The sequence below is a fragment of the Thermodesulfobacteriota bacterium genome (assembly GCA_040753795.1).
GTDB lineage: Bacteria > Desulfobacterota > Desulfobacteria > Desulfobacterales > Desulfosudaceae > JBFMDX01.
Genome location: JBFMDX010000004.1, coordinates 268,012 through 293,414, shown reverse-complemented (window position 1 = coordinate 293,414; position 25,403 = coordinate 268,012). Strand labels below are relative to the sequence as shown.

The 25,403-nt window shown below is 56.2% G+C and carries 16 protein-coding genes; 9 read left to right on the top strand and 7 right to left on the bottom strand.

Annotated features, from left to right (window positions below; genetic code table 11):
* Positions 1-438: a hypothetical protein gene (locus AB1724_07685; protein MEW6077675.1), complete on the bottom strand. Its 438-nt coding sequence runs from the start codon at positions 436-438 to the stop codon at positions 1-3.
* 54 nt (positions 439-492) lie between these two features.
* Positions 493-981 (bottom strand): hypothetical protein, encoded by a 489-nt coding sequence (locus tag AB1724_07680; protein ID MEW6077674.1) that lies wholly within the window; start codon positions 979-981, stop codon positions 493-495.
* A 179-nt stretch (positions 982-1,160) separates the two neighbouring features.
* On the opposite strand from AB1724_07680, the gene AB1724_07675 reads away from it, so the two are divergent.
* The 8 genes from AB1724_07675 (at position 1,161) to AB1724_07640 (ending at position 14,448) form a co-directional block, all read left to right on the top strand.
* Positions 1,161-2,396 (top strand): U32 family peptidase, encoded by a 1,236-nt coding sequence (locus AB1724_07675; protein ID MEW6077673.1) that lies wholly within the window; start codon positions 1,161-1,163, stop codon positions 2,394-2,396.
* Positions 2,397-2,522: 126 nt separating this feature from the next.
* Entirely contained in the window at positions 2,523-5,855 is a 3,333-nt protein-coding gene (locus AB1724_07670) for a chemotaxis protein CheW (GenBank protein MEW6077672.1), read from the top strand.
* Positions 5,856-5,894: 39 nt separating this feature from the next.
* Positions 5,895-6,350, top strand: coding sequence for a chemotaxis protein CheW (locus tag AB1724_07665; GenBank protein ID MEW6077671.1), 456 nt, complete (start codon positions 5,895-5,897; stop codon positions 6,348-6,350).
* 84 nt (positions 6,351-6,434) lie between these two features.
* On the top strand, positions 6,435-7,568 hold the full coding sequence (locus tag AB1724_07660; GenBank protein MEW6077670.1) for a chemotaxis response regulator protein-glutamate methylesterase: 1,134 nt from the start codon (positions 6,435-6,437) through the stop codon (positions 7,566-7,568).
* A 12-nt stretch (positions 7,569-7,580) separates the two neighbouring features.
* Positions 7,581-8,438 carry a protein-glutamate O-methyltransferase CheR gene (locus AB1724_07655; GenBank protein MEW6077669.1) on the top strand — a complete coding sequence of 286 codons (858 nt, stop codon included), beginning with the start codon at positions 7,581-7,583 and terminating at the stop codon, positions 8,436-8,438.
* Positions 8,439-8,618: 180 nt separating this feature from the next.
* Entirely contained in the window at positions 8,619-10,397 is a 1,779-nt protein-coding gene (locus AB1724_07650) for a B12-binding domain-containing radical SAM protein (protein MEW6077668.1), read from the top strand.
* Positions 10,398-10,465: 68 nt separating this feature from the next.
* On the top strand, positions 10,466-11,305 hold the full coding sequence (locus AB1724_07645; GenBank protein ID MEW6077667.1) for a glycosyltransferase family A protein: 840 nt from the start codon (positions 10,466-10,468) through the stop codon (positions 11,303-11,305).
* A gap of 116 nt (positions 11,306-11,421) precedes the next feature.
* Positions 11,422-14,448 carry a PAS domain S-box protein gene (locus AB1724_07640; protein ID MEW6077666.1) on the top strand — a complete coding sequence of 1,009 codons (3,027 nt, stop codon included), beginning with the start codon at positions 11,422-11,424 and terminating at the stop codon, positions 14,446-14,448.
* A 135-nt stretch (positions 14,449-14,583) separates the two neighbouring features.
* Here AB1724_07640 and hrpA read toward each other — a convergent pair whose 3' ends face one another.
* The gene (gene hrpA, locus AB1724_07635) at positions 14,584-18,594 is read right to left on the bottom strand and encodes an ATP-dependent RNA helicase HrpA (GenBank protein ID MEW6077665.1); all 4,011 of its coding nucleotides are present in this window, start codon (positions 18,592-18,594) and stop codon (positions 14,584-14,586) included.
* 160 nt (positions 18,595-18,754) lie between these two features.
* Here hrpA and AB1724_07630 point away from each other — a divergent pair, with 160 nt between their 5' ends.
* Complete coding sequence (locus AB1724_07630; GenBank protein MEW6077664.1) at positions 18,755-20,485, top strand: YcaO-like family protein; 1,731 nt, start codon at positions 18,755-18,757, stop codon at positions 20,483-20,485.
* A 20-nt stretch (positions 20,486-20,505) separates the two neighbouring features.
* Here the strand turns inward: AB1724_07630 and AB1724_07625 are convergent, their stop codons facing one another.
* The 4 genes from AB1724_07625 to AB1724_07610 form a co-directional block, all read right to left on the bottom strand.
* Positions 20,506-20,943, bottom strand: a complete 438-nt coding sequence (locus AB1724_07625; GenBank protein ID MEW6077663.1) for a cereblon family protein — start codon at positions 20,941-20,943, stop codon at positions 20,506-20,508.
* 9 nt (positions 20,944-20,952) lie between these two features.
* Positions 20,953-22,704: a sensor histidine kinase gene (locus AB1724_07620; GenBank protein MEW6077662.1), complete on the bottom strand. Its 1,752-nt coding sequence runs from the start codon at positions 22,702-22,704 to the stop codon at positions 20,953-20,955.
* A gap of 95 nt (positions 22,705-22,799) precedes the next feature.
* Positions 22,800-23,969 carry an MFS transporter gene (locus tag AB1724_07615; GenBank protein MEW6077661.1) on the bottom strand — a complete coding sequence of 390 codons (1,170 nt, stop codon included), beginning with the start codon at positions 23,967-23,969 and terminating at the stop codon, positions 22,800-22,802.
* Positions 23,969-25,294, bottom strand: coding sequence for a radical SAM protein (locus AB1724_07610; protein ID MEW6077660.1), 1,326 nt, complete (start codon positions 25,292-25,294; stop codon positions 23,969-23,971). Before AB1724_07610 ends, AB1724_07615 begins: the two co-directional genes overlap by 1 nt.
* Positions 25,295-25,403 lie beyond the last annotated feature (109 nt).

Here is a 25,403-nt window from a genome sequence, read left to right as displayed (position 1 = left end):
CTACTCCTTGAGAGATTCGAAATAGGGCGGAACCGGAAACCTGGCGTTGTAGCCGATGGCCGCCTGGGCCTCGGGAAGGCCATAAAAAGCAGGAAAAATCAGCACCTTGACGATAACCATAGCGGCCGCACCGAATATGCCGGATTTTTCCGCCCGATCCATCAGATTTTCCAGCCGTGCATTGTCCAGCCGGGTGATAGATATGATTCGCTTCATTATATATATGGGCAGAAGGTAATCGATTACCCGCAGCGTTATCCGGATGGCCAGACGGGTAAAAAAAGGCATGCGGAATATGGCGTAATCCGCCCGGGGAAGCCATTTCCCTTCGAGATCCCCGGCCCCGATGGCAAAGTGCGGTCCGCCCGGGGGGATGATACCGCGTCCCACGGCTGCCAGGATGGCGGCCTCGCGATTCGATAGTACTTTAAATTTCATGTTTTTATCACCACATCCGCCGACCAGGACCGGACATAACGCCTCATTAAATAATTATGGGGTAAATACGCCGTTAAAACGCAAACGGAACGACAGCAGGAAGGCCAGGGTTTCCCGATAGGGAAAATAAATTACGGATTCGGAAATCGTTTGGCCGGTTTCAAGGTCCGTGATCGTGCCGTAGCAGGTCACATGGGTCCGGTGAAGATTCCAGGGCCAGATATCTCTTTTTTCACCGACATACCGATAGGCTTTGCCGGCGTCATCCTTGAAAATCAGGTCGTACCGGATTTTCCTTTCCGTAAAATAAAGAAGGCGCAGCGTTCCGGTGCAGTCCGCCTTGTTCACCAGACCGTCCACGGTGATCACCCCTCTGGCCTCATTCAGCAGAAACTGACCGGAAAATGGATTGAAAAACCGCGCCAGACTGCTGTTGCCCCAGGTGATGTGAAAAAAAAGCGGCCGCTTCACGCCCGCATCCGTCCGGCCATCGGTAAACTGATGGGTGCCGGTCATGAGTTCATCCAGTTTAAAACCGATCATCACGCCCCCAGTGCCTGAATCTTGGTTATATCCTTATCGTAAAAATTTTCTTTCGGGCCGACAGGAAATTCTATTATTTTACAACTTTTTTCTTTTTTTTCAATATGGGGTTGCTCCTGACGGGGTAAAAAACGGATAAAGATTTTCACTCCTGCAAAAATCCGATACAATCAGCCGCCATGATTCGCCCCCCCAAAGTGGAGTTGCTGGCGCCGGCCGGTAATTTTGAAAAACTGCAAGTAGCCGTGGATTATGGCGCCGATGCCGTTTATCTGTCCGATCAGCGCTTTTCCCTGAGAAATGCCGCCGACAATTTTACCGTCGAGGAAATAGCCCGGGCGGCCGCATACACGAGACAAAACCATGCCCGGCTTTACGTGGCCTGCAATATTTATCCCCGAACCGCGGAAGAAGATGAAATTGCCCGGTATCTGGAGGAACTGGGCCGGATAGGTCCGGACGCCGTGATTGTCGCCGACCCCGGTATTCTGATGATGATGCGGGACATCCTGCCGGACATGCCCATCCATCTCAGCACCCAGGCCAATACCACCAGCCGGAAAGCCGCTCTATTCTGGAAGCGCCAGGGCGTCACCCGGATTAACATCGCCCGGGAGCTGTCGCTGGAAGAGATACAGGAAATCACCTCCGGCTGCGACCTGGAGATAGAAGCGTTTGTCCATGGTTCGATTTGTATCGCCTATTCCGGCCGATGCCTGCTCAGCAACTTTCTGGCCGGGCGGGACGGCAACCGGGGTTTGTGCTGCCACCCCTGCCGCTCGCGCTATTTTCTTTCCGAAGAACACCGGCCCGGCCAGTACCTGCCGGTGGAGGAAACCGAAAGGGGTACCTTTGTTTTTAATTCCAGAGACCTGTGCATGGTCGACCATCTGGATAAAATGATCGGCGCCGGTATTGCCGCCCTGAAGATTGAAGGCCGGATGAAAAGCATTCATTATCTGGCCGCGGTCGTTCACACCTATCGCGAAGCCCTCGACGCCTGCTGTTCGAATCCGGGCGAATTTCAGGTGAAAAGCCGCTGGAAACATACTCTGGCATCCCTTACCAGCCGCGGGTATTCCACGCATTTCTATTTCGGAAAGCCCGGTCCGGAAGCCGTTTGTAATGCCGGCATCAACCCGCAGCCGGAAATAGTTGTCATCGCCAAAGTTCTCCGTCAAACCGGGCCGGGCCAATGCCTCGTCCAGGTCAAGAACAAACTCTTTTCCCATGATCCGGTGGAAATTCTTTCCCCCCGGCAGCCGATCAGGTTCGACACCATTCTGCAAATTAACGATACCGATGGGGCGCCCCTGGACTTTGCCCAGCCCAACACCGTGGTAACCGTTACACTGTCACAGAACGGTCACCCCAACGATCTGATCAGAAGAGCCAAACCGGGCCATGGCATTTGAGTTATTGCTTTTTTTTATTTATATAATTAAAATAAAAAATTATGCCGTATTGAGGCGACTTTTCTTAATGCACCCGAATCCCGGGTATAAAAAGCAGCAAAAGGATGCGTTTAGCGGAGGCGGACGATGATTATCGAGGATGAAGAAAGCCTGAAAATGTATGTGGAAGAATCCCTCGAACATATGTCGAATATCGAAAGCAACCTCCTGGCCATAGAAAAAGCCGGTGACAAGGCGGACGCGGAAATTGTCAACGAAGTCTTCCGCGCCGCTCATTCCATTAAAGGCGGCGCCGGCCTGATGGGGTTAAACAACATCAAGGACCTGGCCCATAAGGTCGAAAATGTCCTGGGCCTGGTCCGGGAAAAGAAAATCATACCGGACACCAGTATCATCAGTATCGTTTTATCCGCTTTCGATAAGTTAAACAGCATGATCAACAACATCAGGGAAAGCGAGGAAGTCGATATTTCCGAGGAGGTGGTTTCCCTGACCGGTCTGACGACCGCCTCACTTCCCGAAGCGAAAAAGTCCAGCGTCGGCCAGCCGGTGCATATTCTTGACAGAGAAGGCGGAAAGGCCGTTTTTACCATTACCCGCTATGACTTCAATGAAGCCACCAAAGGCGGACGGGAACTGTATATCATCAAGTGGGACCTGATTCAGGACATCCACGACCATGAAAAGTCCCTGATGGATATGACCAAAAGCATTTCCACCAGCGGCAATGTCATTGACACCGCCATCGATATCGAGCGGGTGGGAACCCTGGACGCCGCGGTACCCAACCAGGTTCCCTTCCTGATTCTCTATTCAACGATGATCGGTGAGGACATTCTACCCGCTCTGTTTAACGTCAGCAAAAAAAATGTCCGCAAGATAACACCGAAAATGATCCTTTCGGACGAGGAAGCCGAAGCATGGGGGGGAGAGGCGGATGAGCCTGATCCCCCGGAAACCGGCGGAAGAAACAGGATGGCGTCGACGGAACCTGACGATACGGCCGAAACGAAACCCCCGCTGGCGGATACGGCGTCTTCAATAGCGGATGACGCGTCCTCATTCAATAATGATACCGAGACCATGGAACGGGAGTCCGCCGATGAGGAGCCGGGCGAGACCCTGGAGGCAGCCGGCGACAATGGCGTTACCATGGAAAAAGGGGACGTCACCATCAGGCCGTCGAAGGCGCAAACATCCCTGCGGGTGGATGTCAAGCTGCTGGACAGTCTGATGACCCTGGCCGGAGAAATGGTGTTAAGCCGCAACCAGCTGCTGCAGAATATTGCCGGCGGCAACAAAAAAGCCATTGCCGCGGCCGGCCAGCGAATCAACATGGTCACGTCGGAACTGCAGGACGTTATCATGAAAACACGAATGCAGTCCATCGGCAATATATTCAACAAACTGCCGCGACTGGTCCGCGACATGTCCCAGCGACTCGGCAAGAAAGTGGAACTCACCCTTGAGGGAACGGATGTCGAGCTGGATAAAACCATTATCGAAGCCATCAGCGATCCCCTGACCCATCTGATCAGAAACGCCGTGGACCACGGCATCGAACCCGCCGGCAAAAGAGCCAATCTGGGGAAAAGTCCCATCGGCAAAATCCATCTGGCCGCTCTACATGAAGCCGGACAGGTTTCGGTTGAAATTACGGATGACGGAAGCGGTATTGACGGCAACATGGTCGCGGCAGCCGCGATTCGAAAAGGGCTGATTTCGGAAAGCCAGGCCGGCACCATGACCAAAAAAGAAAAGCTGGAACTCATTCTTCTTCCCGGCTTTTCCACCGCCGAAAAAGTAACCGATGTGTCCGGCCGAGGTGTCGGCATGGACGTGGTCAAAACCAACCTCGACAAGCTGGGCGGTTCGATGGATATTGAATCCATCCCCGGGAAATATACCACCATTATCATCAAGCTGCCGTTGACCCTGGCCATCATCCCCAGCCAGATGGTACTGGTCGGCGGCGAGAAATATGCCATTCCCCAGGTCAATCTGGATGAACTGTTGAGAATTCCCGCCGACCAGGTGAAAAACCGCATCGAAAAGGTGGGGGACGCGGAGGTCGTCCGGCTCAGGGGCAAGCTGCTTCCTCTGGTGGACCTGGCCGATGTGTTGATGATTGAGAAAACGTATATCGACCCGCAAAACGGCAGCCCGCAAGCGGAACGACGCCAGAAGATAGCCGACAGGCGTTCGAAAAAAAATCCACTGGACGACGAAAGTGATTCCAGCGATACGGACGAAAACAACCGGCAGGCGAAAAAACCCGTTGAATTTCATTCCCGCCGATTGAACGATGACCGGCGTTTTCACGCCACCAGCGCCATTAACATTGCCGTTGTTTCCCTGGCCGACATGAAATACGGACTGGTCGTCCATCGTCTTCTGGACTCCGAAGAAATCGTGGTCAAGCCCCTGGGCCGACATCTGAAACAATGCCAGGAGTTTTCCGGCGCCACCATCATGGGAGACGGAAGGGTTTCCCTGATTCTGGATGTCGCCGGGATTGCCGCCTCCGCTACACTGAACATTGTGGACATCTCACGGAAAGAAAAAAAGGAGGAAGTGGAGATGAAAGAGGCGCAGGCCATTCAGAATGACCGGGAGGTTGCCTCGCTGCTCATCTTCAGTAATGACAATGACAGGGAAAGGTTTGCCGTTTCCCTGGGGCTGGTGGAGAGAATCGAAAGCATCAAGACGGACGCCATCGAACATGTCGGCGGCAAACAGATCATTCAGTACCGCGGCGGCGCCCTGCCGCTTTTCTCGATGGATCAGGTGGCCGCGGTAAAACCGCTTCCCAAGGTTCAGGATCTCGAAATTATCGTGTTTACCATCGGCGGCCGGGAAATCGGCCTGATGGTGATACCGCCGGTTGACGCAGTCGAAGTACCGATTCATATCGACTCCAAAGCGTTAAAGCAGCCGGGCATTATCGGTTCCGCCATCATTAACGGCCGGACAACCCTGATCATTGATGTATTTGAAGCGGTCAAGACCCTCTTTCCGGACTGGATGAGCCAGATGGCCCAGAAACAACAGGCTGCAACCGGCGGCGTTAGCGGCAGCAGAGGCGGCACGCTGCTGTTTGCGGAGGATTCGGACTTTTTCCGGCGACAGGTGAAGGGCTTTCTGGAGGATGGGGGATACCGGGTGATCGAAGCCAAAAACGGTCAGGAGGCCTGGTCGGTTCTAACCAAGGAGTACCGAGATATCGATCTTATCATCACCGATCTGGAAATGCCGAAAATGAACGGTTTTGAATTGACGGAAAAAATCAGAAGCGACGACCGGTTAAAACATTTTACCGTCATCGCGCTCACCTCCCTGGCGGGTGAAGCCGATATCGTCAGAGGAAAACAGGTCGGCATAAATGATTATCAGATAAAAATGGACAGAGGCAAACTCCTCGACACGGTGAAGCGACATCTGGAAAAAACCAGGCCCTGACGATCGCGGAAACCGTTTTATCAGACAAAGGAAAGCGCCATGCAGTCAACAGCCGCCATCAAACAGAAAAATTTGACCGAGCTGGTTACGTTTTATATTGGAAGTTCCTTGTGCGGAATCGATATAACGGATATCCAGGAAATCAACAAGCAGACCAACAGTTTGACCTGGGTTCCAAAGGCGCCGGACTATGTCGTGGGCGTTCTGAATCTGCGGGGAATGATCGTTACCATTCTCGATCTTGGGAAAAAGCTGGGGCTCTCCCCGCTGACCCGGGGGAAAAACAGCCGTAACATTATTGTCCATTTTGAAGAGGAACTGGTCGGCATTATGGTGGATGAAGTCAGCGAGGTATTGTCCGCAAAACCTGAAAATATTGATCCCGCGCCGGCGAATCTCGGCGGCGTCCAGGGAACATACTTCTCCGGCGTTCTGAAAACCGATAAGCACCTGATCGGAATACTGGATATCAAGAAAGCGCTGGCCGACGAATAGAAAGGGTATTCCCCGATCACCGGTCCGGATGAAGACATCACGTTAAAAACCGGCAACGGTTTTATTCAAGCACACAAAGGCAATATGAACGATTCCGAAAAAATGAAAATACTGGTTGTTGACGATACGATTCTGTACCGGAAGATCATCAGCGATGTTCTTTCCGAACTCCCCAACGTTGAAATTGTCGGCACCGCCAGTAACGGCAAAACCGCCATCGCCCGCATCGCATCCCTGCAGCCGGACCTGATTACCCTGGATGTGGATATGCCCGGCATGGACGGTATTGAAGTCCTGGAAGAGATCAACCGGCTTTCCTTCAACGTGGGCGTCATCATGCTCAGCTCCCTGACTTACGAGGGCAGCGAAATGACGATCAAAGCCCTTGAGCTGGGCGCCTTTGATTTTATTCCCAAACCCGAGCTGGACTCGATGGAGGCGAACAAGCAGTATATCCGGCAGCGTTTTGCCCCCATGTTGAGATCGTTTGCCGATCGCCGGGAAATCAAGAAGATTCTTTCCGGCCAATCGACATACAAAGCCAAAGATCCGAAAAAGCCGACGGATCCGGCCATTGCCGCCGGAGTCGTGAAACCGGCAATTCCTGTTGACCGGCCCGTTGAGAAAAAGCGGAAAACGTCCACGGAAATCGTCGTTATCGGGGTTTCCACCGGCGGCCCCAAAGCGCTGGCGGCCATGATCCCGGATCTGCCGGAAACCATCAACATTCCCATCCTGATTGTTCAGCACATGCCGCCGCTCTTCACCCAGTCTCTGGCAAAAAGCCTGGATTCCAAATCCGCCGTTCGTGTCAAAGAAGCCCAGGACGGGGAGATGATAACACCCAACACCATTTTCATCGCACCGGGCGGCAAGCAGATGCGGGTAGGGAAAAAGGAAAACGGCGTAAAAATCATCCGCGTCTGCGACGACCCGCCAGAAAACAGCTGCAAGCCGTCCGTCGACTACCTGTTCCGGTCCATAGCCGAGCATTATGGCGAAAGGGCAACCGGAATTATCATGACCGGCATGGGTTCAGACGGTACCCTCGGCATCGAGGCCATGAAAGCCAGGGGAGCCTATATCATCGCGCAAGACGAGGCCAGCTGTACCGTCTTCGGCATGCCCAAAAAACCCATTGAGTCCGGCCTGGTGGATATTGTTCTGCCGCTGGAAAGCATTGCCGCTGAAATCATTAATTCCGCAAAGCAACACTAAAATTGCTTCCTTATGCCCAAAATATCTCCCCTCGAGTTCAGTGTTTTTTCCAAATACCTGTTTGAAATATCGGGCATATCCCTTCCCAAGGGCAAGGAGTATCTATTCGATACCCGGCTGGCGCCGCTCCTGGAGGAGTACCGGTGTTTTTCCTTTTCAGAGCTGTATTACAAAGCCAGGAGAGACAATACCCTCGAGGAAAAAATCATTGACGCCATTACCACCAATGAAACTTATTTTTTCCGCGACATCACCCCTTTTGAACTGCTGCAATACAAAATTCTTCCCGACCTGATCGACAGGCGAAGCGCCGGCCCCACGCCGAGGGGAAAAATACCGATCCGCATCTGGTCGGCCGGCTGCTCCACCGGACAGGAGGTATACAGCATCACCTTTATCATTGACAGCCTGAACCTTTCCGAGAGCGATTATGATATCTATATCCTCGGCACCGATATCTCCAACGCGGCCATCACCAAGGCAAGTTACGGCGCTTACAGCAATTTCGAATTGTCCAGGGGGTTGAAGCCGGATCAGATTGAAACCTACTTTACCCGGATCAACGACAACACGTTGAAAATCAACGATAAGTTCCGCTGGATGGTGTCCTTTAAAACACATAACCTATTTCAAAAAATTCCTACCTCAAAACAGTTTGACATTGTTTTATGCCGCAACGTGGGTATTTACTTCTCCCCGCAGGACCGAAAACGGCTTTACCGCATCATCCGGTCACAACTCGCTGATGACGGATACCTGCTCATCGGTGCGACCGAATCCCTGACCCATGACACGGATCTCTTTATTCCCAAAAAATATCTCCGCGCCCAGTTCTATCAACCCAACCCCGACGCTTCCACGAATTTGTAAAAATATTGTAACGGCTTATTTTCTCCTGGTTTTTTATTTCAAACGGAATAATATTTCATCAGGTTCAATCGCTCCCGCGGCTATTACCGATGTCTCTAAAACGATGTTTGGCGCCGTTACGGAATAAGGAGCGCATTGGGGGGGAGACGCCCCGCGTCAGAAGTGCCAAGGAGGAGAACCATGAGCTGGCTTAAAAACATTCTACTGGTCTATCCTGAAATTCCGAAAAACACCTACTGGAGTTTCAAGTACACGCTGCGGTTCATCAACCGGACCACCGGGCTGCCGCCCCTGGGCCTTATCACCATGGCGGCCCTGCTGCCCGACCGTTATCACTTGAGGCTGGTGGACATGAACATCGAGCCGCTGCGGCAAAGCGATGTAGAATGGGCTGACGCGGTCTTTGTCTCGGCCATGATCATTCAGAAAGACTCTCTCCGGGAAGTCATCCGCGTCTGCCGTGCCGCCGGCAAGCCGGTTGTCGCCGGCGGTCCCTATCCCACCTCCAGCCACGAGGAAATCGAGGGGGTGGACCATTTTGTTCTGGGCGAGGCGGAAACCGTTCTGGCCGAGTTTATGGGGGACTTTGAAAACCAGACCGCCGGGAACATCTACCGGGCGACGCATAAGCCCGACATCACCGAGGCCGTGCTGCCGCGATTCGACCTGCTGAAAATGGACCGCTACAGCTCCATGGCCATTCAGTACTCCCGGGGCTGCCCCTTTACCTGCGAGTTCTGCGACATCTGGATCATGTACGGCAACAGGCCCCGGCTGAAGTCCGCCGACTACGTCATCCGGGAAATAGACGCGCTTTACCGGCTGGGCTGGCGGGATTCCATTTTCATGGTCGATGACAATTTTATCGGCAACAAAAACCGGGTAAAAAAAGAGCTGCTGCCGGCCATCCGGGAATGGGAGGAAAAGAATCATTTCACGTACAAATTTTACACGGAAGCCAGCATCAACATGGCCGCCGACCCGGAGCTTCTGGATGCCATGAGTGCCGCCGGCTTTGACATGGTCTTTGTCGGAATTGAAACCCCCTCGGCGGAAGGCCTATCAGAAACCGGCAAAAGCCAGAATTTGAAATTCGATCTCAAGGAAGCGGTGCGTACTATTCAGCAGCACGGAATCGAAGTGACCGCCGGATTTATCCTGGGTTTTGACAGCGATACCGAAAACATATTTGACCGCCAGATCACCTTCATCCAGGAAGCCGGCATACCCAAGGCCATGGTCGGAATCTTAATCGCCCTGCCCGGCACCAAACTTTACCGCCGGCTGGAAACGGAGGGGCGTTTAACCGGACAGTCGACGGGAAGCAACACCCATACCATGAGTACCAACATCGTCACCACCATGAACCCGGACATGCTCCGGGAAGGATATAAAAAAGTCCTCGGCACGCTCTATGACGCCAACCTGAAAAACTATTTTGCCCGCTGCGACACCCTGCTGTCGCAACTGAAGCATACCGCCTTCCGGCAACGCAACGTACGGTTACATGAAATCATGGCACTGCTCAAATCTCTGACCATTCAGCCGTTCACGCCTTACGGGTTCCAGTATCTGAAATTCATCGGACGCAACCTGATCCGCAACCCGCATTTGTTTGCCGAGGTCATTACCCACGCCGTCATGGGTCATCATTTTCATTTAATCACCCAGGAGACGCTGAAGGTCGATGCCGCCGCCTCCACGCTGGACGATATTTATGAGAAATCCCGTATCTACCTCAGTCGTCAGGCGGATCTGGTAAAAGCCACTTCCCTGGCCCAGCACCGCAAACTGTCCGAAGGATGGGCTGCCTGCAAGACCAGGCTTGAATCCGTCAGGCATATCATCGACAATGTCCACAAGGACTTTCGCGAGGACATCAACCGCAAGTACACGGAAATTTACGCCCGGACACGATCCCTGTTTGAAGAGGCCGAGCGGCGGTTGCGGTTGAATTAAAGGCCCCACCCGGAGATATTATACAAAACCATACCGGAATCGACGGGCACGGTGTATGATGCCAGATCATGTGCAAAGCGCCCCATGTCAGCGTCATCATCCCGACTTTCAACCGGAGCCGAATGGTCTGCCAGGCGGTGGAGGCGGTTCTTGCCCAGACGTTTACCGCTTTTGAACTGATTGTCGCTGATGATGGTTCCACCGACGATACGCCGGCCTCCCTGGCCCCATACGCCGACGTCATTACCCTGATAACCGGCAATACGAATAAAGGCGTCAGCGCCTCCCGCAACGCCGGTGCAGCCCGGGCCAGGGGGACCTATGTCGCCTTTCTGGATTCAGACGATCTCTGGCTGCCGGAAAAGCTCAACCGGCAGGTCGCTTTCTTTGCGACCCATCCCGAGGCCCTGATCTGTCAGACCGAGGAGATCTGGATTAAAAACGGCCGGCGAATCAATCCCGCCAAAAAGCATAAAAAACCTTCCGGCATGATCTTTTTCCCATCCCTGGAGCTGTGTCTGGTCAGTCCGTCGGCCGTAATGATGAAGAAATCTTTTTTTGTTGAAATGGGAGGATTTGACGAGTCGCTGCCCGCCTGTGAAGATTATGACCTGTGGTTGCGGATGGCCTGCCGGTATCCCATCCACCTGATCAATGACCCCCTGGTGATCAAGCGGGGCGGCCATGGCGATCAGCTTTCCGCGGCGCGGGGCCTGGATAAATTCAGAATCCACTCCCTGAAAAACTTAATTGCTTCGCCGCATCTGACACCGGCCATGCGTGACGCCGCCGTTTCGGTTCTGGTCAGAAAATGCCGTATCTACGCCCAGGGCTGCGCCCGGCGAAACCGGGTCGAGGAAGCGCGGGAATACGATCGAATCGCGGAAACCGCGGCCCGCGGCCAGTAACGGCCGGCCGCTGCCACCACCAACCCGCCCGGAAAACCGTTTTTTCTTTAAATATTATCAATATATTGTTATATTTTAAATTCTCAATCACTACGGCAACAGAAAAGGGCGGGACCATGTTTTCGACTATCCCTCTGTTCGGCTGCCTGACGGCCCTGGTGCTGCTGGCTTTTCTGTGGAACCGGCTGCGGGAGTTCAAGCAGCAATCCGAACGGGACCGGAAGCAGATCAGCCAGCTTCTGGAAGACGCTTTCCGCTATCGCCTGCTTTCCGAAAACATCAATGACATCATTTTTACGCTTGATATGAACCTGCGTTACACCTATGTCAGCCCGTCGGTTGAAAAAATCAGGGGCTTTACTCCGGAGGAAGTGATGCGACTTCCGCTGGATCGCCAGATGACGCCGGACTCCCTGACAAAAGCCGTGACGATGTTTTCCGAGAAGCTGGAAAACGTGCAAAATGGCAAACCGCCGGAAGCGTCCCAGATTATCGAAGTGGAAATGTACCACAAATCCGGCGGCACCGTCTGGCTGGAACTGAACGTGGATTTTCTGCTGGATGAGACCGGGCAGCCGGCCGGCGTCATCGGTATCAGCCGCTGCATCAATGAACGCAAGGAAGCCGAAGCAAAATTCCGGGATATCCAGGAACGATACCATGCCCTGTTTGAGCGGTCGCTGGAATTCATTTACATCAGTGATCTTTCCGGGAATTTTCTGGATGCCAACGACGCCGCCTTGAAAGCCCTGGGGTATTCCCGGGAGGAAATCCACCATCTTAATTACGCCGACCTGCTTTCCGACGATCAACTGGCGGATGCGATTGCAAATCTGCAGCAGATAATTGATACCGGAACTCAGCCCGACATCATGGAACTCAAGCTGCGAATTCGCCAAGGAGGGTATATCTGGGTCCAGACCAAGGGGACGCTGCTCTACCGGGACGGAAAACCGTATGCCATCCAGGGAATCGCCCGGGACATCACCGACCGCAAACAGGCCCTGATGGCCCTGGTGGAAAGTGAAAAGAAATACCGGTCCATCATCAGTAACATGCAGGATGTGTACTACCGGACCGATAACCGCGGGCGGTTGATCCTGGCCAGCCCTTCTGCCGCTCCCCTGTTCGGATACCTTTCCGTTGAGGAAATGATGGAGATAAATATCAGTAAGGTCCTTTACAAAAACCCGGCGGACCGTCAGCGCTTCCTGACCACCATGCAACAGCAGGGCCGGGTAAGGGACTATGAAGTACTGCTTCAGAAAAAAGACGGCACCCCCGTGCCGGTAATGGTCAGCAGTTCCTATTATTATGATGAGCAGGGACAGCCGCTGGGCATTGAAGGCATCCTGGCCGATATCACCGCCCGCAAAAAGGCCGAAGAAGCCCTCAAGCAGATGGTCGACTGGCATGTCGGCATCAATAATATCCATAACGAACTTCTGGAAAAGACCGTTCTGGAGGACCGCCTTCAGGTCATCACCGACGGCATCAGGAAAACCTTTGACGTCTTTCTCTGCCGTATCTGGGTCACCCGGCCGGGGGACCGCTGCCCTTCCTGCCCGCATGCCGGTGTCGCAACCGAAAAGCGCCTGTGCCGGGACGGCGTCCCGTGCCTTCATCTGATCGCCAGTTCCGGATATCCCGAACGCGCGGACAGCGCTTACACCCGCATCCCCTTCGGATATCATGATATTTACTGGAAAGGTACGGACAGCCTGCCGGGGTTTTTGACCAACACCGCCGAAACCACACCGATCATAAGGGATCGTGAATGGGTCGGGAAAAACGGTATTGTCGCCTTCTCGGGCAGGCAGTTGCGGGATAACGAGGGCAAGGTCATCGGCGTCCTGTCCGTTTTCTCCCGGCATGTTGTTTCAGAGGCGGAATACCAGCTTTACGGCAACCTGGCCAACACCGCCTCGCAGATCATTCTTTCCACCCTGGCGGAAGCGTCCATGCGGCAGGCCAGGGAAGCGGCCGAGGCGGCCAACCGGGCCAAGAGCGAATTTCTGGCCAACATGAGCCATGAAATCCGGACGCCCATGAACGGTGTCCTCGGCATGACCGATATGCTGCTGGACACCAATCTGACCGGTCAGCAGCGGGATTTTGCCCGGAGCGTTAAAACCAGCGCCGAATCCCTGCTGGCCATCATCAACGACATTCTGGACTTTTCAAAAATCGAGGCCGGCAAACTGGAGGTGGAGTCCATTGTCTTTGATCTGAAAGATCTGCTGGCGGACATTATGGACATCGTCTGCATGCAGGCCAGGGGCAAGGGCATCACCTGCACCGCTGATATCAGTAACGATATTCCCGGCGGCCTGGTGGGTGACCCGGTACGGCTGCGACAGGTGCTGATGAATCTGTTGAGCAACGCCGTCAAATTCACCCGGCAGGGATCGGTAGCGGTCACGGTTTCTTTAGAGACCGAAACCGAACTGGAAATTGCCGTCCGTTTTCAAGTCACCGATACCGGTATCGGTATTCCCGAAGATTACCATGGCAAGCTCTTCCAGTCGTTTACCCAACTTGACGCTTCGATGACTCGAAAATTCGGGGGAACCGGACTGGGGCTGGCCATCAGCAAACAACTGGTGAAAATGATGGACGGTGACATCGGCTTTTCCAGCCAGGCCGGCCGGGGATCGACCTTCTGGTTCAGGATCCCTTTAAAGAAAAAAATGCCGGCCGAAAAAGCCAAACGTCTCATTTCGCAGCAGGCCCCCACATCCGCCACAGGGCTCCGGGGTTTGAGGATTCTTCTGGCCGAGGACAACCCCATCAATATGAAAGTCATTGAAAAACAGCTGGAACTGATGGGGCATACGGTCACCTCGGTGTTCAACGGTGAAGAAGCCGTAAACGCGTTTGAAAAAAATGAATTCGACGTGGTTCTGATGGATATCCAGATGCCGGTCATGGACGGTGTTCTGGCGGCCCAGCAGATTCACCGGATCCAGGATCAGCGCGGTTGCGACCGAAAAGTGCCGGTTATCGCCCTGACCGCCCATGCCATGGCGGGTGAACGGGAAAACCTCCTGAAAAGCGGTCTGGACGGTTATATCCCAAAGCCTGTCACCGGCCAGATGCTGGCCGAGGCCATGCGGGAAGCGCTGGCGAAGGATAACCCTTGAACTCTTATCCCGATACCGATTTCAAATCAAAGATGATCTCAAGGCGGCCAGGAGGAGGCGACGCAGGCGTATTGTAATACGCCGAGGAGCCGACGACGCAGCCAACGCAGAGAGCGCTTTGATTTGGAATCGGTATTAGATCATCCGATCGATTTCCCGGACCCTCTCCTGAATCCGTTTTTTTGACACCGGGAACGCGGTCTTCAGTTCCTGGGTAAAAATCGACAGCTTGTATTCTTCCACCATCCAGAACAGGTCCTCCACCGCCCGGCGCTTGTCGGCGGACGAATTGGGATTCAGGTCCGCCAGCAGCCGGGAGATTTCGCCGACAGCCCAGGCGACCTGGGCGGTCTTCTGCCGGTGCGTCGGAAAGTTGTCCACCGCCCGGCGGGCGCGCAGGCGAAAAGACCGGACATACCGGGGCAGATGCGCCAGCCGGTCCCGTTCATAGAGGGCAATGAAATTATCCGGCACCAGGTCGCCCATTTCCTTGAGCAGCTGTGAAAGCTCGCGGGCCAGGTCTCCCCGGGGATTCAGGGAGGCGGTCAGCGACGTCAATTCCTGGCGGGCCTGATAATATTCCGAGACGATCTCAGCGACGATCGGTTTGAGTTCATGGGCCTGCTGATAGAGCGTTGCCGGAATCTTCTCCGCGTACTCGTTGAACTCCCCCCGGTCTCGGATGTCCACGCCGAAGCATTCGCCCAGGATCTTTTCCGCCATGCCGCCGGAAAGCGCGTCGGCGCCTCCCAGGTACAGGGCCTGCCGGGCCATGGCCGGGGAAAGGGTCACGTCCTGTTTCAGAAAGGTCACTTCCCGGGACAGCCGTTTTTCCAGCAGCCGCCGCACCCCCCGGCGATGGGCCGCCAGGGCGTTGATCCGGTTTCTGAATATCCGCAGGCAGACGTCGCCCCCATCGGTCTGCAGTCCGGGATAAACCACTCCGGCGCCTGCCGGCAGAGGAATTTCCGCCGGCAGGTCGGGAAAGTGCCGATGATCAATTCCGTTTTTCTCCCAGAACCGGCGGATGTCGGCGATATCATCCGGCCCGGCCTTTGAAGAATGAAAGCGCCGCAAAACAGCGCTGTCCCGTGAAACGGACAGCGGCTGACCATTCTCACCGACAATGGCCAGCCGCATGGTCAGATAGTCCGGCAGGCGCTGAGGCTGCCAGGCGCTGCCCGGAATCTCCAGGCCGAACCGCTGAAAAATAAAATCGGACAGGGCCATGATCAGGGGCCGGTCCTGCCGGGGCATCTCCTCCACAATCACCGCTACCGTCCGATTCAGCGGCACCAGCTTCTTGCGATACTCTTTGGGAAGGTTTTTGAGCAGGGCCGTGACTTTTTCCACCAGCAGGCCGGGCACCAGCCAGTCCAGGGGCTCCGGCGGGATGTCCGAGGCCGCCCGGGCCGGAATATTGACCGTGACGCCGTCGGCGGTATCAGCCGGGTCAAAGCGATAGGTGACCGGAAGCCGGACGCCGGCGGCATGAATGGTTTCCGGAAACAGCGAGACTTCTTCCCGGTCCGGCTCGCGCCGCATGACGTCCTCCGGCGTCAGCCGCAGCCACGAGTCTCCGCGCTTACGGATGCGCTTTTTCAACGCTTCCATGGAAAACACGGTATCGTCGATTTTTTCCCGGAACAAGGCGAACAGATCTTCTTCGCTTATCAGAAAATCCCTTTTTCTCAAGCGGTCCTCCATGCCGATGACCGTTTCGATCACCTTCCGGTTGTGCCGCATAAAGGCCGGCGGATGCGCCACCTCGTCCCGAACCAGGGCGTGGCGGATGAACAAGTCGGAAGCTTCCCGCGGATAAACCGGGCCGTACGGCACTTCCCTGTCAACGCCCACGCAAAGACCAAAAAGAAGGAACTGGCAATCCGCCACCGCCTCGCCCAGTTCCCGGGACCAGCGGGGGTTGATATACAGGGGCCGGCACAGATCGCCGGCCGCCTCCCGGATCCACTTTTTTTCCACCCTGGCCGCGGTCCGGGCATACAGCCGGGTGGTCTCGACCATTTCCGCGGCCACGATCCAGTCCGCTTCGCCGTTATGCAAGGCCGAACCGGGAAACAGGGTCACCTCCCGGCCTTTGCCCGCCGCGTAAAAATTTTTTTCCTTCTTTTCGGCGATGTTGGAAAGATACCCGCTTAAAATGGCCCGGTGCAACACCTCGTAAAACCGCTCCGGGTCCTTTTTCCGGTCAACCGCGCGGGTCGCCGGGTTCCGGGCCAGACGGCTCTCGGCGACGATCTCCGAAAGCTGGGAGTGGATGTCACGCCATTCCCGGACCCGGTTCATGGAAAGAAAGCAGTCCCGGCAGAAGGCTTTGAGTTCGCCGGATTCCTTTCCCGCCAGCGCCTCCCAAAGATTGAGCAGGGTGACGAAATCGGAAGAGGGGTCGGTAAAATCGGCCAGCAACGTCCGGGCTTCCTTTTCGCTTTCCGGCGGCACCTCCCGGGGATCGGCAATGCTTAACGCCGCCGCGATGACCAGGGCCGCCTCCAGGCAACCCGATCTCCCGGCTTCGATCAAAATGCGGGCCAGCCGGGGATCGGCCGGAATTCTGGCCATCAGGCCGCCGGTTCCGGTCAGCCGGTATCGGTGGGAGGGGAGATAGCCATGCTCATCCGTTATCGAGATGGCGCCCAGTTCGAAAAGCACCTCATATCCATCGACGACGCTCTTTTCCATGGGCGGGTCCACAAAGGGGAACCGCCGGACATCGCCCAGCTTCAGCGCCATCATGCGCAGAATAACCTCGGCCAGGTTGGCCCGCAGAATTTCCGGCGGGGTGAACAAGTGCCGTCGTAAAAAATCCTTTTCCGGATAGAGCCGGACGCAGACGCCTTCGGCCACCCGCCCGCACCGGCCCTGGCGCTGCAGGGCGCTGCTCTGGGAAATTTTGCGCACGGCCAGGGAGGTCACCCGGGTGCGGGGGTTGTAATAGGGAATGCGGGCCAGCCCCGTATCCACCACGTAGCGGATATTGGGCACGGTCAGGGATGTTTCGGCGATGTTGGTGGCCACGATAATCTTTCTTCCCCGGTGTTTTTTAAAAACGCTTTCCTGCCGGCCGGCCGGAAGCTGGGCATACAACGGCAGCGCCGTCACCCCGGCGTACCGTCTGCCGGTGATGATGCGGCAGGTTTCGCGGATGTCCTGGGCCGTGGGCATGAACACCAGGACATCTCCGGCCGGGTCTCGCGCCAGGATGCGGTCCACCGCCGCCATCGCCTGCTCCACGTACATCTCCCCCGCGCCGTCGCCGGAAGATGACGGCTTGTTCTCTTCCGGCTGGAAGTACTCCACCATGACCGGATAGAGCGTTCCGGAAACCTCGATCACCGGCGCGTTGTCAAAGGCGGCGGAAAACTTGCGGGTGTCGATGGTGGCCGAGGTGATGACCACCTTCAGGTCCTTGCGCCGGCGCAGGATGGTTTTGAGCAGGCCCAGGATAAAATCGATGTTGAGGGTCCGCTCATGGGCTTCGTCAATGACCAGGACGTCGTATTCGTTCAGCATCGGGTCATGGTGGGCCTCGGTCAGCAGAATGCCGTCGGTCATGACCTTGATCAAGGTGTTGTCGGCGGTCCGATCCGAAAAACGGATTTTGTATCCCACGGCCGTGCCCACGGTGGCACCGATCTCGTCCGATATGCGGCGGGCGATGGTCAGGGCCGCGATTCGCCGGGGCTGGGTGCAGCCGATGCGACCGTCCCGGCCCAGGCCCGCCGCCACGCACATCTTGGGAATCTGGGTGGTTTTTCCGGAGCCGGTCGCGCCGGATACGATGACTACCGGGTGCGTTTTGAGGGCCGCCATAATATCGGCCTGATGGGCCGCGATAGGCAGGGCCGGATTGACGGAAACCGGCGGAAAAGAATCAAAGCGGATATTTTTCAGGGCCGCCGATTTTCCCAGCCGTGCCGTCACGTCGGCCAGCATGCGGACATCCCTCTCCCCGGGCGTCTTGTCGCCGGGCTTGAGCAGATGCTCGATGCGGCGGCGGGCCTGGCTCCGGTCCGCCCGCAGGGCCTTTGGCAGCAGCGCCCGCGCCTGTTTCAGCGCCATTGAAAATTCGGAAGCGGTCATGGATGGCTTTTTATCATACCCCCTTCCAGCCCGCAAGATCAGCACGGATTGACTTCCCGTCAATGATGAACTATTTTCCCCGTATGGCGGGCAGGAGGATTCAAGGGGCCAGGGGGTCGAGGGGTCAAGGACACCCCGGACCCTGCTGCTTTAATCCCTTGAACCCTCGAATCCTTGAACCCATGAACCCTTTAGCAGGAAATCCATGCCAGACAAATTTACGCTCAACGACGCTTACAAGCGCTTCACCGGTGATCAGGACAAAGTCCTTACCCCCCGGAAAACGATTGACAACTTCATGCAAAAAGCCGCCGGCGCCGGCCTGGACATCCTGAAGGAAACCCGGCGGGTGGACCGGGGCCGCCTGGGTATTCCCGTTTATTCCAGCATCTGCGGCCAGGACGCGAAAAACATGACCGGCACCGCCAAGCAGATGGGCAAGGGCGCCACGCCCGTGCAGGCCGAAGCCAGTGCCATCATGGAGCTGGTGGAGCGGTTCAGCCTCTACCGTTTTTCCGCCAACCCGGCCAATTTTCAGACCGATCGCCAGGCAGATCTGAAAGACAAATCCATGAGCTTTGCGGTCCTGGCCCGGTCGGTCGACGACATTTCCGGCAACATCGACGCCGTGGGCCGTTTTTTCGCCGACCTGCCCCTGCGCTGGACAACGGCCTGGAACCTGACCCGGGGCGAGAAAGTGCTGCTGCCCTTTGACTGGTTTTTTGCCATCAACCAGTTCAACGGCTCCTGCGCCGGCAACTGCAATGAGGAAGCCCTGTGCCAGGGGATCTGCGAGGTGGTGGAGCGCCATGTCTGCTGCGACATCGCCCGGCACCGGCTCCTGACGCCGGCTATCCGTCCGGAATCGGCCGATCATCCGGCAGTAGTGGAAATGATCGCCAGGTACCATGCCGCCGGCATCCGTATATATCTTTCGGATTTCACCATGGGGCTCGGCCTGCCCACGGTGGGCGTACTGGCCCATGATCCGGCCACTTTCCCGGACCGCAGCGAACTGGTCTGGACGGCCGGAACGGCGCCCGACCCGCGCAAGGCCATGAGCCGGGCCCTGACGGAAGCGGCCCAGCTGGGCGGCGACTTTGACACCGGCGCCTGTTACGTGGCCAGCGGGCTGCCCAAGTTCCGGCGGCTGGAGGAGGCGTCCTTTATCACCGGGTTAACGCCTTATCTGGACATCACCGATCTGCCCGACCTGTCCCATGAGAACATCCGGGTGGAGGTCGAGCGCTGCCTGTCGACCCTGGCGGACCATAACCTGGAGGTTTACATCGTCGAGACCACCGACCCTCTGCTGGGGCTGCCGGCCTTTTACATCATCATCCCCGGCACCCGTTTTCTCCAGCGGGCGGAAAATGCCAGCGCCGGCATGTTCACGGCCAAGCTGGCGGCTGAAAAATTTCCACCCCGGGAAGCCGTTGCCCGGCTGACGGCCATGAACGACATGGTCGGCCCAGCCTATTACATCAGCTTTTACCTCGGCCAGAGCCACCTGCAGGCAGGCGATCCGGAAGCTGCCCTGACGCATTTTTACCGGGCACTTGAACTGGACCCGTCCCCGGAAGATAGTCCCGCCATTTATTCGGCCATTGGCCAGGTCTTTAAGGACCGGGGACAATACCGGAAAGCGTTGAAAGCGTTTGAAGACGGACTGGCGATTGATGACGAACGAACGGATATCCTGAACCTGGCCGGCTTCTGCCATTTCAAGCTGGGCGAGTATGAAAAGGCGGTAGAACGGTTTGCCGCCATTCTGGCCCTGGACCCTTCATCGGCCATCGATTACGCCAACATGGCCGTGAACTACCGGGCACTGGGACAAATCAACAAGGCCCTCTATTATTATCAGCAGGCCCTGGCCCTTGACCCGGCCATCGAGTTCGCCCGGCAGCACCTGGAAGAGATTCTGGCTAGGTAGGTGCGACCGGCGGGTCGCCCCTACGGTCTCCCGGCGGCTGAATCCGATTCCACCAGCCGGTCTATGATCAGACCAAAGAAACCGGAGCCATCGGACGAAAAATGCCAGCCCAGATGGGACAGGCAGGCCGCGCACACCGCCACCCGCCAGGAATATCCGGCAAACCACGAAAATTCCATGGTGGCGTCCCCGGCCAGGCCGCATCCCGGCGCCTGTTGAAAACAGCCGATGGTAAAGACCAGGCCGTGAGGATTGGCGAAGGTATGCTGGTGCGCGCCGTTGACGCTGATGGCTGCCTGCCGGGACGTAATCAGGTGCAGGCAGTTGGCGCACAGCAGGAAAACGCCGGAATCCGTCCGGTCGGCCGCAGCCGCGGACTCCCCGCCCAGGGGCGCGCCGCCGGGCGTTTTGTCGAACGGCTGCTTCAGGCTGAATACCGGTGACCGGCTGACAAGCATTCCTTCCTCTTAATACAGCGGCAGGCGGATCACAAACGTCGTCCCCTGGCCGACGGTGCTGTGGCATTCGATGACGCCGCGATGGGATTCGACAATGGTCTTGACGATGGCCATGCCCAGGCCGGTCCCGCCGGCGCCCTTGGTGGTGTAAAACGGCTCGAAAATCCGGGCGCGGACGGACTCCTCCATCCCCGCCCCGGAATCGGTAACGGAAATCGTCAACTCCCGCGGTCCGGCCGCGCCGCCAATGGATATGGTTCCCGGTCCGGAAATGGCATCCAGGCTGTTTTTGATCAGGTTATTCAACACCTGCCCCAGCATGCCGGCATCCACATTGACCGGCGGCAGTGTCTCCGGCCAGTCCAGATCAATGGTGACGCCCTGCTGTGTTGCCAGCGGCCGGTAAACGTCCATGACTTCCCGAATAATAGGCGCCAGCGGCCGCTTCTGGAGACGCAAATCCGGTTTTCGGGCAAACTGCAGAAAGCGCTGAATAAATGCCTTTACCCGGCCGGATTCCCGGTAGACGATCTGCAGAATTTTCTCCCCCCGGGGAGTCAAGGGCTCACTCTTTAAGCCGGACATGGCCATGTCGATATTGTTCAGGAAATTGCCCACCTCATGGGTCACCTTGCTGGATGTGGTGCCCAGCACGGCCAGGTTCTGGGCGTGCATCAGCGCCCGGGCGGTTTCCACTTCCCGTTCAATATAGGCTTTCAGGGAATCGGTCATGTCATTGAATGCCCTTCCCAGATCCCCGATTTCGTCCTCCGAATCAATCGTCACCTTTCCGTTCAGCTCACCCCCGCCGATGGCGCGGACCTGATCATGCAGCCGGTGAATCGGCGACAGCAGTCGCCGGACCCAGCGCCAGCCGAAAACAGCGGCCATGGCGCACAGCCCCAGGGTCAGTAGCGCCGCCCACCAGATGTTCCGGTAAAGATAAGAAAAAATTTCCCGCCGGGGCTGACTGAGCACGACGATCCAGTCCAGGCCGGGCACATAAACGCCCAGATTGTAATACTCCTGTCCGTTGTTGTTCTCGATCCATTCAACCGGACCGGACGCCGTCCGCAGGGAGTTGACGATGGCCGGATTTTCCGGCGGTGTTGCTTTAATCACCCGGTCGATCTGGCGGTGGCCGATAGTCCGTCCCGACACATCAAGGATATAGACCTGTCCGCTTCGTCCCACGCTGATTCCCGAGAGTACATCCCAGATGGACTTGAGGTTCAGTTCCGCCCAGAGTACTTCACGTGTCACTCCCTGACGGCGGATGGGTATGGCCATGTGCACCATCGGCATATCCTGACCGGAAACCCTCACACCGGACATGATGATCCGGCCCGCCACCGCCTGATCAAACAGGAGCTCATCCGGAACAGGCGGGGGCGTGTCACCCGCCAGGACGGTGGTCACAACCGCCTCCTTGTCCAGGGAATAGAGGGTCAGGGAAACGAACTGAGGATTACTGTGGAGAAACCCGGTCAGGGCCATTTTTTCCTGCCAGCGGTCCAGGCCGGCGGCGGCAATCACCAGGGCCAGACTTTCCAGGTTGTTGCGGGCGTTTTCCATGAACAGCCGGATCTCGCCGGCCGAGCTTTTGATGATGTTCTGGTAGTCCTGGGTGACGGTCTTCTGGAAAAAATTAAAGCTGGTCGCCGACAGAACCAAACCGGTAATGGTAATGGAAATGATAATAAACGGCAGAAAAAAACCGAGAAACTTATAAAGCAGCTTTTTCTTTGTCCGAATTTTCATACCGGACGATTATAGTTGGCCGAAGATATCGTGTAAAGATGAATGCGGTTAGTCTCTGATATGGAAAGGCGGAGGCATTCACTAGCCGGCCGGTGTCAAATTCGTCGAACGGCAAAGGAAGCCGATCCCATAAAGACGGCACCGATCATCAAAAACGATTGAACCCCCCAAAAGCTGGAAATCGTCGCCCCGAACAGAATCGCGCACAGAAAGCAGATTCCTTTAAAAGTCGACATCAACGACATGACCCGACCGATGGCAGTTTGGGGAATGTTTTGCTGAATCCGACTTTCCCAGAACAGTTGCAGCAGGGTAAGGCCGAAACCGAAAAGGGTCATGAGACCGGCCAATTGAATAAAACCGTCAACCAGAGGCAGTATGATCATGGCCGCGCCCAGAAGCAGGAAGCCCGCGGCCGGCACACCCCGCCGGCGCATTATCGTCGAACAATGAGGCAACAACAGGGTTGCCAGGAATGCGCCGGCCTGAAAAGCCGACAAAACAAACCCCCAGTGGCCGATATTACCATCGAGGGCGTTTTTAAACAGCAGCGGCATACCCAGATTAATAAATCCGCCGCACAAAACAACCAGTCCCAGCATGATAAAACACAGCGGCAGGCCGCTATTCTTCCCCAGGAGCAGCCTGCTTCCCCGTATAAGATCTCTGGCGGTTTCCTTCTGTCGGCCGGTGGAAGTGCCATGCCGGCGAGGATCAGGAAGGGAAGCCACCAGAGAAATCGTACCGGCAAAGGCCAGTACCGCCAGAGAAAGGGGCGCGGTTTTGTCGGTACGCGATAGAAACATGCCGATCAGCCAGGGGAACAGGAGCGCGCCGCCGATGGCCACCCGCTCATTAATAGCGTTAAAGCGGAGAATCCGCTCGCGGGGGATCAATAAAGGAACAGCGGAAAACAGACCGATGGAAAAAAAAAGCGAAGCGCTGACAAACATCAGATATAGGGCAAACAGAGCCCAACGGGTCGTCGCCAGGAAAAGAGCGCCCACCAGCAGACATTTTCCCAGATTGACCAGGGCCATCCATTTCCCCGGACCTAGCCGGTCCACTCCCCGGCCGGCCAGAGGGCTTAAGAGAATGGACGGTAATTGATGAACCAGGCACAGCACTACCAGGCTGGATAGGGCGTTGTCCCCCTTAAATACCAGCAAATCGACCAGGAATAGTGCGATCACCTGGTTCCCGACATCGGAAAACAGATCGGCGGCAATGATCCGCCGGGACACGATCGGCAAACGATCTTCCATCAGGCGACATGCTCCGCTAGCGCTTCCGGTTCAGCTTCATTGGCCTTTTCAGCCATGTGCCTGACATAGTCTTCCAGAAACACCGCCAAGGCTTCATACTGGCAGTCAACCCCGGCGAAGTCATTATCGATGGTCAGGGCCTGCAGCCGGCAGCCGCCCATGCAAAGGGGCAGCAGCGGGCATTTTTCCAGGCAGGTGGAGGGCAGGCAGCGCTTCAATAGTTGAGATTCGGCTATAAAATTCACCCCATGTTCCACATGGCCATAAGCCATCTCACCGTTCTGCAACCCCGGGCAGGGAATGATCGAACCATCGGTGTCGAACACAAACATGGCCCGGAAATCGGCACGACAAAGGCTGGAAGGGGCCTGTCGCTCGCTGGCATATCCGTATTCTTCAGCGGTATTCCGAAGTTCCAGGGCGATCCGGGGATCCCCCATGCCACAGCTGTACTCGCTTTTTCCCCTTTTTTTAATGATGGGGGTAAAATACACGTTTTCAATTTCCAGATGATAGCGCGCAAAATCGTCCAGCATTTCGGGAAACGTTTCATAATCCCGGCAGCCGCTGTCATACTGGCATTCGATAGTGATGGGCACCAGGCCGGACACGGTACGCAGATTGGTAATAATAGCTTCATAAGTGCCGCGGCCTGTTTTGGACGGACGCAGGCGGTCATGCACCCGGGCCGGTCCGGCCAGGCTGACGCGGATATTGTTCAGGCCCGTGTCCAGCAGGCGGGAAATAATCGCGGGCGTCAGCATGGTGCCGTTGGTGGTAACGGTAAAACCATAGTCAATGTCATGTTGGCGGCAAAAGTGATGCCGCCGGGCGGCGCTGGCATGAATGATCTCCGGCCGCAGCAGGGGTTCGCCGCCGAGATAATCGTCCCGTACGCGCAACGGCCGACGTTCGCGCATGGTCCGAATATAATACTCATCCATCATCCAGGCGGTTTTGTGGCTCATCTCCTTTGCCTCAGGGTCAATGATGCAGTAAACGCAACGGTTGTTGCATTTCCGGGTCACGATGATCTTGGAGGTCATGTTCGAAAAATCATGAACTTGCTGCTGTTGCCAGCACCCGAACACCGCGGCTTCGTCCACGCCTGTGTCCACCAGCAGCCCCTCATCGCGAAGCATGGCAATAGTCTCCGGATCCGGTTCCGATCCCGGTGATTGGACAATGGCCGCCCACTCCTCTTTGTCCATGAGGATAAAAGACTGGGTAATGGTCTGGTAAAGGGCCACCAGGGAAGGTTTTCCGGGAGAGCCGTCATTGATGGGAACCTCAACGATAAACCGGGATGGTTTGTATGTCGGCATGGCCGCTCCTTTGGCAGGGCTCCCCGGACATTCGCAGGGAATGCCCGGGGAACGATTCATTGGTTAGGGGTTAGTTGCGGGAGAACACTTTGAAGCTGCAGCACATCAT